Here is an 8,922-nt window from a genome sequence, read left to right as displayed (position 1 = left end):
GGGTGTTCGGCAAAACTATCTTGGACTCAACAACTTGAAGGTCGGGCGGATCGCGGCGCACATGATCGCCACGGCCTCGCACCACGCCGGGAAGATCGCCGTCTTCGTCGGTGGCTACCGCTGGCACGGGCATGAGCTGCGGGAAACCGGCGTGCGCAGCTACTTCCGTGAACATGCGCCGCAGTTCCAGATCCTGGACACGCTGATCAACCTGGAAACCCGGCAGCTGACCTATGAGGCGACGCTGGACCTGTTGAGCCGCCACCCCGACCTGCGCGGCATCTATTGTGCGGGCGGCGGGATGGAAGGCGCCATCGCTGCGATCCGCGAGGCGCGCCAGCTGGGCGAGGTTGCGCTGGTGGTCAACGAGCTGACCCCCGAAAGCCGGGCGGCGCTGATCGGGCGGCATGTCGCCATGGTGATCGGCACGCCGTTGCAGCGGCTTTGCGATGATCTTGTCCGCCTGGCAACCGAGGCGGTCCTTGACGGAATGAACTCGGTGCAGGGCCAGCACTTCTTGCAGCCCGACCTGTATCTTCCCGAGAGTGTCTGACGAAAAGAAATCAGAACCCAGGCCGGGGTTTCGTCAGGAATGATGGGATCGCCCCGCGACGCATTGACGCGACGGGAGAGTCTCGCGGATGGTCCGGGCCAGCAATTCGTCACGGTTGGGAGGCCGGGAATGGTCCACTTCGCTTTGAACCACATGACTGTCGCCCGCCTGTCCTTCCGTGACCTCGTCGCCTTGTCGAAAGCGCTTGGCTGCGTCGGCATCGAGGTCCGCAACGACTTGCCGCAGCCGTTGTTCGACGGGATGGACCCGGCCGAGGGCGGGGCACATGTGCGGGAGAACGGGCTGCGTCTGCTGGCGGTGGCCGAGGTCAAACGCTTCAATGACTGGTCTGCCGACAAGGAGGCCGAGGCGCTGGCGCTGATGACAATTGCCAAGGCCGCCGGGGCCGAGGCGGTCAGCCTGATCCCCCGCAACGACAACCTTGGCATGGGCAACGGCGAGCGGCAGGCGAACCTGCGCGTGGCGCTGAAGGCGCTGAAGCCGATGCTGGAGGATCACGACCTGGTCGGAATGGTCGAACCCCTGGGCTTCGAGATCTGCGCGCTGCGCTACAAGACCGAGGCGGTCGAGGGGATCGAGGCGGTGGGCGGCAAGGGCCGCTTCAAGCTGGTCCATGACACCTTTCACCATACGCTGGCCCACGGCGGAGCGCTTTTCCCGGAACATACCGGCATCGTCCACGTCTCGGGCGTCATCGACCAGCAGGTCGGGCTGTCCGACATGCGCGACCCACACCGGGTGCTGGTCACCAGGGGCGACCGGCTGGACAACGTGGAACAGATCGCTGCACTGCAGGCCGCAGGGTGGACCGGGCCGGTGAGCTTTGAGGCGTTTTCGCCCGAAGTCCACGCCCTTGCCGATCCTGCTGCCGAACTGGCCAAGTCCTTCGACTTCATCAGGTCCGGCCTCGCAGCCCGCGCGGCCTGATATCCGACCCGGGAGGAAACGGGTCTTCCGGCACAATTCAGGATGCCGCCGGACATCCACCAAGGGAGAGAGACATGAAAAAGACGCTTCTTGCTGCAGGCCTTGTGTCGCTGATGGGCACCACCGCGATGGCGGACGGGATCGGCGTGTCGATGGCGCTGTTCGACGACAACTTCCTGACCGTGCTGCGCAACGGCATCCAGGAACAGGCCGATGCCGCTGGCCTGTCGGTGCAGATCGAGGACGCGCAGAACGACGTCGCCAAGCAGCTGGACCAGATCAACAACTTCATCGCCAGCGGTGTGGACGCGATCATCGTGAACCCGGTCGACACCTCGGCCACCCAGGCGATGTCGGACGCCGCCGCCGCCGCTGGCGTGCCGCTGGTCTATGTGAACCGCCAGCCGATCAACGTCGACACACTGCCCGACAACCAGGCCTTCGTGGCTTCGAACGAAAGCGAATCCTCGCGTCAGGGCTTCATCGAGCAGTGCAACCAGTGGGCCGCCGCGGGCAAGACCGAGGTCAGCGTCTACGTGATGCAGGGCGAACTGTCGAACCAGGCCGCCGTGCAGCGCACCCAGAACTACTATGACGTCATGGAAGCCGGCGAGTGTGCCGTGAAGGTCAACGTGATCGACCAGCAGACCGCCAACTGGTCGCGCGACCAGGCCCAGTCGCTGATGACCAACTGGCTGTCGACCGGCGCGGCGTTCGACGGCGTGCTGGCCAACAACGACGAAATGGCCCTTGGCGCGATCCAGGCGATGAAGGCTGCCGGGATCGACATGGCTTCGGTCATCGTTTCGGGCGTTGACGCGACCCAGGACGCGCTCGCCTCGATGCAGGCGGGTGAGCTGGACATCACCGTGTTCCAGAACGCGGCGGCCCAGGGCGGTGGTGCGCTGGATGCGGCGGTCAAGCTGGCAGCGGGCGAGGCGGTGGACCAGAAGGTCTACATCCCGTTCGAACTCGTGACCCCGGCGAACATCGACGGCTACCTGTCGAAGAACTAAGCCCCTTCCGGGCACCTTGGGGCGGCTGGCAACGGCCGCCCCTTTTTCGCTGGCCGCATGGGGCAACTTCGGCCAGCCTGTTCGAATCCTGGGGAGGGAGGGCGACGTGGCAGAGGCAACGCATGGCTTGGGCGGCCTGAAATACGATCCGGCAAAGCGCACCCGCGCGCCAGAGTGGAACGTGTTCGGGGCGCTGGTGCTGATCGTCCTGATCTTCGAGATCCTGAACCGCCTACAGGGTGGATCCTTCCTCTTCAACATGCGCGACAACGTCGACGCGATCTTCAACCAGCAGCGGCTGGACATCATGATCCTGCAGGTCGCGATCATCGGGATCATCGCGCTGGGGGTGACGCAGGTCATCATCATCGGCGGGATCGACCTGTCCTCGGGCTCCGTGGTGGGCGCGACGGCGATGATCGTGATGAGCTTTGCCCAGACCGCGATGGTCAACGGCAACCCGAACCCGAAGGCGATCTTCGGCGATTGGGCCATGGACCTGCCGGTGGTCGTGCCGATTGCCGTGGGCCTGGCCTGCGGGCTGGTCGCGGGACTTATCAATGGATTGCTGGTGGCCTACACCAAGATCCCGCCCTTCATCGCCACGCTGGGCGTGATGGTTTCGGCGCGCGGCGTGGCGCGCTGGTGGTCGAACGGGCAGCCGGTCAGCTTTCCGACGGAAACCTACGGCAGCCTCGCGAACGGAGACATTCTGGGCGGGATGACCTTCGGCCTCTTGTCCTGGCAGGGCCAGAACCCCGCCGTGGTCTTCGTGCTGTTGGCGATCCTGTTCCACGTCATCATGACCTACACGCTTTACGGCAAGCGCTGCTATGCCATCGGGTCGAACGAGGCCGCCGCACGGATGTCGGGGATCAACGTCGACCGTCACAAGGTGCTGGTCTATGCCATCGCCGGTCTGTTGGCGGCTGTCGCGGCGGTGCTTTTGACCTCGAAGAACCTGACCGCTCAGGCCGGGATGGGGGTGATGTACGAACTCGACGCCATCGCGATGGCGGTGATCGGCGGCGTTTCGCTGGCGGGGGGTCGCGGGTCGATCCTGGGGACGGTGCTGGGTGCTGCGATCTTTTCGGTGATCATCTCGGGCTTCACCTCGATCAAGCTGGACGCCTACTACCAGGAGATGGTCAAGGGCGCGATCATCGTCGGCGCGGTGGTTCTGGACCAGTGGCGTCAACGCAAACGGACCCGGGGGTAAACGCCATGTCGAAGATCATTCTGGAAACCCGGGGCCTGACCAAGCATTACGGCGGCGTCCATGCGCTGGACGACGCGAACTTCATTCTCCATGAGGGCGAGCATGTCGCCGTGGTGGGCGACAACGGCGCAGGGAAGTCCACCTTCGTGCGTCAGGTGACGGCGGTGGAGCAGCGGACGAGCGGCGAGGTCATCTTCGACGGCCAGCCGGTGAGTTTCGCGGGCCCGCTGGAGGCGCGGCAGGCGGGGATCGAGACGGTGTTCCAGACGCTGGCGCTGGCCGACGATCTGGACGTGCCGTCGAACCTGTTCCTGGGACGCGAGTTGTTCAAGTTCAAGCTGGGGCCGTTCTCGTGGCTCGACCGCAAGACGATGCGCGACCGCACGCTGGAGGCGCTGAAGACGACTGCGGTGAAGATCCCCAACGTCGACAACCCGATCCGCAACATGAGCGGAGGCCAGCGGCAGTGCGTGTCGATCGCGCGGACGGCGGCCTTTGCGTCGAAACTGGTCATCATGGACGAACCGACGGCGGCGCTGGGGGTGCAGGAGACGGCTCAGGTCGAGAACATCATCCGGGGGCTGAAGGATCGGGGCATCCCGATGATCCTGATCAGCCACAACCTGCGGCAGGTCTTCGATCTGGTCGACCGGATCGTGGTTTTTCGCCGGGGCCGCATCGTCGCCTCCTTGCGGAAGGACGAGACCGACGGCAATGACATCGTGAGCTATATCACGGGCGTGAAGGGTGGCAGCGACGCCACCTACGCCTGAAGTTTGACAAACGCCGGGGGCAGCCCGGGGCTAAGGAGAGACCATGACGATCAGGTTCGGGCTTCTGGGTGCGGGGCGCATCGGGAAGGTTCATGCGAAGGCGGTGACGGGCAACCCGGCTGCGAAGCTGGTGGCGGTGTCGGATGCGATGCCGGCGGCGGCGCAGGCGATTGCCGACCAGTATGGCTGCGACGTGCGGACCATCGACGCGATTGCGGCGGCCAAGGACATCGACGCGGTGGTGATCTGCACGCCGACGGATACCCATGCCGACCTGATCGAGCAATTCGTGAAGGCGGGGAAGGCGGTCTTCTGTGAAAAGCCCATCGACCTGTCGCTGGCACGGGTGAAGCAGTGCCTGGAGGTCGTCCGCGCCGCGAATGGGACGCTGATGGTCGGCTTCAACCGCCGCTTCGACCCGCATTTCCAGGCGGTGCGGGGCGAGATCGACAAGGGAACCATCGGGACCGTGGAGATGGTGACGATCACCAGCCGCGACCCCGGCGCGCCGCCTCTGGACTATATCGCGCGGTCGGGCGGGATTTTCCGGGACATGACGATCCATGACTTCGACATGGCGCGGTTCCTGCTGGGCGAGGAGGTCTCGGAGGTCTCGGCGATGGCGGCGGTGCTGGTGGACCCGGCGATCGGCAAGGCGGGGGACAGCGATTCCGTTCAGGTGATGCTGAAGACGGCCACGGGGAAGATGGCGGTGATCTCGAACAGCCGCCGGGCGACCTATGGCTACGACCAGCGGATCGAGGTGCACGGGTCGGAGGGGGTCGCCTCGGCCGAGAACCAGCGGCCGGTGTCGATCGAGGTTGCCACGGGGGCGGGGTATGTCCGGCCGCCGCTGCATGACTTCTTCATGACCCGCTATACCGAGGCCTACGCGGCCGAGATTGCGGCCTTCATTGATGCGATGGGTGGCAAGGCCAAGGCAAGCCCTTCGGGGGAGGATGGTCTCCTCGCGCTCGCCCTGGCCGAGGCGGCGTTGAAGTCGGTCGCGGAGGGCCGGGTCGTGAAGATGAGCGAGATCCTGTAAGGGCTGCCCACACGTGGGCACTTTTCTGGACTGAGTGGAATCAGGCACTTAGCCGTGGGCATTCAGACTTTGTTAGGGATTGGCCGGCCCTTTGGGTCGGCCATTCTCATCACGAGGCACGCCAGCATTGAGGGCGGCACCCCGGTCTGATAGAAGGCCGCAAATCCGTTTGGGAGACCCGGAAATGGCAGACGAAACCCCGGCAGGCAACGGCGCAGCCGCAGCCCCAACCCCGCCACAGATCAAGATGCAGGTGCTGGCGCAGTATGTGCGCGACCTGTCCTTCGAGAACGCCGTGGTCCAGAAAGGCCTGAGCGCCGGAGAGGTCCAGCCGGACATCCAGGTGGCCGTGAGCCTGGATGCCCGCAAGCGCCCGGTGGCGAACCAGTACGAGGTGATCACCAAGTTCAAGGTAACCTCGAAGAACAAGGTCAACGGCGATGTGCTGTTCCTGCTGGAGCTGGAATACGGCGGGACCTTCCTGATCGAGGGCGTGTCGGACGAGCAGATCCACCCGTTCCTCTTGATCGAATGCCCGCGCCTGCTGTTCCCGTTCGTGCGCCGCATCATCTCGGACGTGACGCGCGACGGGGGCTTCCCGCCGCTGAACGTGGACACCGTGGATTTCATGGCGCTGTACCGGCAGGAGCTGGCGCGGCGGGCCCAGGCGCAGGCGGCTTCGGCAGCCCCGGCGCAGCAGGTCAACTGAAGGCCCCGCCCCGGCCCCGAGCCGGGGCCTCGTGTGGCAAAGGGAGGCCCCGGATCGAGTCCGGGGCGGGTATCCCCTTCTAAAGCTCTTTCTTCCAGATCGCAGCGTCGCCCAGCCTGGCCAGCATCGCGGCATGGGCGGCAAGCTCTGCCTCGGTGATCCGGGGCGGAAGCGGTTCTGGGCGTGGCCTTGGCCGCCAGGTGATCGCCTCGCCCGAGGCATTGCGCGCAGGTGCCGGGGCGACACTGGCAAGGACAAGGTCGGGCTGGCGACCGCCGATCAGCTCCAGGTAGACTTCGGCCAGGATTTCGCTGTCGAGCAGCGCGCCGTGTTTTTCCCGCATCGAGTTGTCGATGGCAAAGCGGCGGCAAAGTGCGTCGAGCGACGCGGGGGAGCCGGGGAATTTCGTCCGGGCGATCATCAGCGTGTCGGTGGCGCGCGCGTTCGGCAGGCCGGGGAGGCCCGCGCGTTCCAGTTCGAAGTTCAGGAATTTCATGTCGAAGGCGGCGTTGTGGATCACCAGCTGCGCGTCACCGATGAAATCGAGGAAGGCCTGCCCGATGCGGGCAAAGACCGGCTTGTCGCGCAGGGTCACGCCGCCGGGAACGGGCTGGCCGGGTGTTTCCAGGATGTCGTGGCCGATGCCGTGCACCTCGAACGCCGCTAAGGGCATGCCGCGTTCGGGGTTGATGTACTGGTGGTAGGTGCGTCCGGTGGGGAGGTGGTTCAAAAGCTCCACCGCGCCGATTTCGACGATGCGGTGGCCCTCGGACGGCTCGAAGCCAGTGGTTTCGGTATCAAGGACGATTTCACGCATCAAGTTTCCGCCGGATGTCTGCCAGCACATCTTTCACGGCCTGCCGGGCAGCTTCAAGGCCGGTCGTTGGAATGATGTAATCCGCGCGGGCCCGTTTTTCGGCGTCCGGCAGCTGGCGTGACAGGATCAGCCGGAACTCGGCTTCGGACATCCCGCGCATGAGAACGCGTTCGCGCTGCACCTCTGGCGGGGCAGAGACGACGGCGACGGCATCGCAGGCCCGGTCAAGGCCGATTTCATAGAGAAGCGGCACATCGAGGACGGCGATGGGGGCCCTCGTCCGGTTCAGGAAGCGGGCGCGGTCCTTGGCGACAAGCGGGTGGACGGCGGCATTCAGCCGGTCAAGCACCGCGGGATCGTCGTTGATCATGGCGCGCAGCCGGGGCCGATTGACGCGGCCGTCGGGATCCATCGCCTGGGGGAAGAGGCGCGCGATGGCCAGCGCGGCGGGCTGGCCGGGCCGGTAAAGGTGGTGGACGGCGGCGTCCGCATCCCAGACGGGCAGGCCCTCGTCGGCGAACATCCGGGCAGTGGTGGATTTGCCCATGCCGATGGAGCCGGTGAGGCCAAGGACGAACGTCATGCGGAAAGCACGGCCTTGCGGGTGGCCTCGTCAACCTCAGGCCGCTGGCCGAACCAGCGTTCAAAGCCGGGCGCAGCCTGGTGGAGAAGCATGCCAAGACCGTCGACCACCGTGGCCCCGCGTGCTTCGGCCTCGATCAGGAACTGCGTCTTCAGGGGGGTGTAGACCAGGTCGTTGCACAGCGCGCCGGGGTTGAGCCGGTAGAGCGGGACGTGGAATTCCTGCTTGCCGGTCATGCCAAGCGAGGTGGTGTTGATGACGGTCACCGCGTCGTCCATCAGGTTCGGCGCCTGGGTCCAGTCGTGGACGTGGATCTTGGCACCGAAGTCCTGGCGGATCGCGTCGGCCCGGGCGCGGGTGCGGTTGGCAAGGCGGATCTCGGGGACGCCGACCTCGATCAGCGCGGCGACGACGGCGCGGGCGGCCCCCCCGGCGCCCAGCACGACAGCGGGGCCGGAGGCGGGTTTCCAGCCCGGAGCGTTCTGGCGGAGGTTGGCGATGAAGCCGGAGCCATCGGTGTTGTCGGCGTGGATCTTGCCATCCTTGCGGAAGATCAGCGTGTTGGCGGCCCCGATCAGCGCGGCGCGGTCGGTGACGACGTCGGCGATCTGAAGGATGGCCTCCTTGTGCGGGATGGTGACGTTGCACCCGACGAAGCCAAGCTCGGGCAGGGTCTTGAGGAGGCGGGGCAGGTCTTTCGGCGCGATGTCGATCGGGATGTAGTGGCCCTTGATGTTGTAGCGCTTGAGCCAGTAGCCGTGCAGCGCAGGGCTGCGGCTGTGGGCGATCGGGTGGCCGAGGACGGCGGCCAGCGGGATGCGGGGGTGATCGGTCATGCGGGGATCATGCCCCGGTTGCGCATCCATGCCAACAGCGGGAGGAGCGGTAGGCCAAGAATGGTAAAGTGGTCGCCGGTGATGTTTGTGAACAATCGTACGCCTTCCTCCTCGATCTTGTAGCAGCCGACGGAGTGGCGGACGCTGTCCCAGTTCCTGTCGAGGTAGGCGTCGAGGTAGGCGTCAGAGACATCGTGCATGGTCAGGCGGGCTTCGCTGACGTGACGCCAGACGGGTTCGGCGTTTTCGTAGACGACGGCGGCGGAGAGGAGCTTGTGGGTCTTGCCGCGGAGCGTGCGGAGCTGTGCGCGGGCGTCGTCGGGGGTTTCGGGTTTGGCGAAGGTCTGGCGGTCCAGCGCAAGGACCTGGTCGCAGCCGAGGACGAGATCGGTCGGGTGCTTCTCGGCGACCTTGCGGGCCTTC

Annotated in this window: 11 protein-coding genes; 7 read left to right on the top strand and 4 right to left on the bottom strand. The window is 65.7% G+C overall.

Annotated features, from left to right (window positions below):
- The 7 genes from ACJ2PR_RS33815 to secB form a co-directional block, all read left to right on the top strand.
- Positions 1-553 (top strand): substrate-binding domain-containing protein (locus ACJ2PR_RS33815; RefSeq protein WP_446880342.1); only part of this gene is annotated, 553 nt, incomplete at its 5' end.
- Between the two features lie 129 nt (positions 554-682).
- A complete protein-coding gene (locus tag ACJ2PR_RS33810; RefSeq protein WP_446880341.1) occupies positions 683-1,501 on the top strand; it encodes a TIM barrel protein in 819 nt (272 codons plus the stop codon).
- Positions 1,502-1,575: 74 nt separating this feature from the next.
- Positions 1,576-2,517 (top strand): substrate-binding domain-containing protein, encoded by a 942-nt coding sequence (locus tag ACJ2PR_RS33805; protein ID WP_446880340.1) that lies wholly within the window; start codon positions 1,576-1,578, stop codon positions 2,515-2,517.
- A gap of 106 nt (positions 2,518-2,623) precedes the next feature.
- Positions 2,624-3,736, top strand: a complete 1,113-nt coding sequence (locus tag ACJ2PR_RS33800) for an ABC transporter permease (protein WP_446880339.1) — start codon at positions 2,624-2,626, stop codon at positions 3,734-3,736.
- Positions 3,737-3,741: 5 nt separating this feature from the next.
- Positions 3,742-4,509 carry an ATP-binding cassette domain-containing protein gene (locus ACJ2PR_RS33795; RefSeq protein ID WP_446880338.1) on the top strand — a complete coding sequence of 256 codons (768 nt, stop codon included), beginning with the start codon at positions 3,742-3,744 and terminating at the stop codon, positions 4,507-4,509.
- 43 nt (positions 4,510-4,552) lie between these two features.
- Positions 4,553-5,554 carry an inositol 2-dehydrogenase gene (iolG, locus tag ACJ2PR_RS33790; protein WP_446880337.1) on the top strand — a complete coding sequence of 334 codons (1,002 nt, stop codon included), beginning with the start codon at positions 4,553-4,555 and terminating at the stop codon, positions 5,552-5,554.
- Positions 5,555-5,738: 184 nt separating this feature from the next.
- Positions 5,739-6,263, top strand: coding sequence for a protein-export chaperone SecB (gene secB, locus ACJ2PR_RS33785; RefSeq protein ID WP_446880336.1), 525 nt, complete (start codon positions 5,739-5,741; stop codon positions 6,261-6,263).
- Positions 6,264-6,342: 79 nt separating this feature from the next.
- Here the strand turns inward: secB and dnaQ are convergent, their stop codons facing one another.
- From dnaQ to ACJ2PR_RS33765, 4 genes are all read right to left on the bottom strand, one after another.
- Positions 6,343-7,080, bottom strand: a complete 738-nt coding sequence (dnaQ, locus tag ACJ2PR_RS33780) for a DNA polymerase III subunit epsilon (protein WP_446880335.1) — start codon at positions 7,078-7,080, stop codon at positions 6,343-6,345.
- Positions 7,073-7,663: a dephospho-CoA kinase gene (gene coaE / locus ACJ2PR_RS33775; protein WP_446880334.1), complete on the bottom strand. Its 591-nt coding sequence runs from the start codon at positions 7,661-7,663 to the stop codon at positions 7,073-7,075. Before coaE ends, dnaQ begins: the two co-directional genes overlap by 8 nt.
- Complete coding sequence (locus ACJ2PR_RS33770; protein WP_446880333.1) at positions 7,660-8,529, bottom strand: shikimate dehydrogenase; 870 nt, start codon at positions 8,527-8,529, stop codon at positions 7,660-7,662. The genes coaE and ACJ2PR_RS33770 overlap by 4 nt, the downstream gene beginning before the upstream one ends.
- Positions 8,496-8,922 (bottom strand): Maf family protein (locus ACJ2PR_RS33765; protein ID WP_446880332.1); only part of this gene is annotated, 427 nt, incomplete at its 5' end. The genes ACJ2PR_RS33765 and ACJ2PR_RS33770, both read right to left, overlap by 34 nt.

The organism is Phormidesmis sp. 146-33, assembly GCF_052939515.1.
Note: the sequence above shows the minus strand (reverse complement) of the source record. Positions and strands in the feature narration are given on the sequence as shown.

Excerpts from the sequence above, each read along its gene's own strand:
- ACJ2PR_RS33810 (WP_446880341.1), top strand. The coding sequence starts at position 683 with ATGGTCCACTTCGCTTTGAACCACATGACTGTCGCCCGCCTGTCCTTC.
- ACJ2PR_RS33770 (WP_446880333.1), bottom strand. The coding sequence starts at position 8,529 with ATGGATGCGCAACCGGGGCATGATCCCCGCATGACCGATCACCCCCGC.
- dnaQ (WP_446880335.1), bottom strand. The coding sequence starts at position 7,080 with ATGCGTGAAATCGTCCTTGATACCGAAACCACTGGCTTCGAGCCGTCC.
- ACJ2PR_RS33805 (WP_446880340.1), top strand. The coding sequence starts at position 1,576 with ATGAAAAAGACGCTTCTTGCTGCAGGCCTTGTGTCGCTGATGGGCACC.
- ACJ2PR_RS33795 (WP_446880338.1), top strand. The coding sequence starts at position 3,742 with ATGTCGAAGATCATTCTGGAAACCCGGGGCCTGACCAAGCATTACGGC.
- iolG (WP_446880337.1), top strand. The coding sequence starts at position 4,553 with ATGACGATCAGGTTCGGGCTTCTGGGTGCGGGGCGCATCGGGAAGGTT.
- secB (WP_446880336.1), top strand. The coding sequence starts at position 5,739 with ATGGCAGACGAAACCCCGGCAGGCAACGGCGCAGCCGCAGCCCCAACC.
- coaE (WP_446880334.1), bottom strand. The coding sequence starts at position 7,663 with ATGACGTTCGTCCTTGGCCTCACCGGCTCCATCGGCATGGGCAAATCC.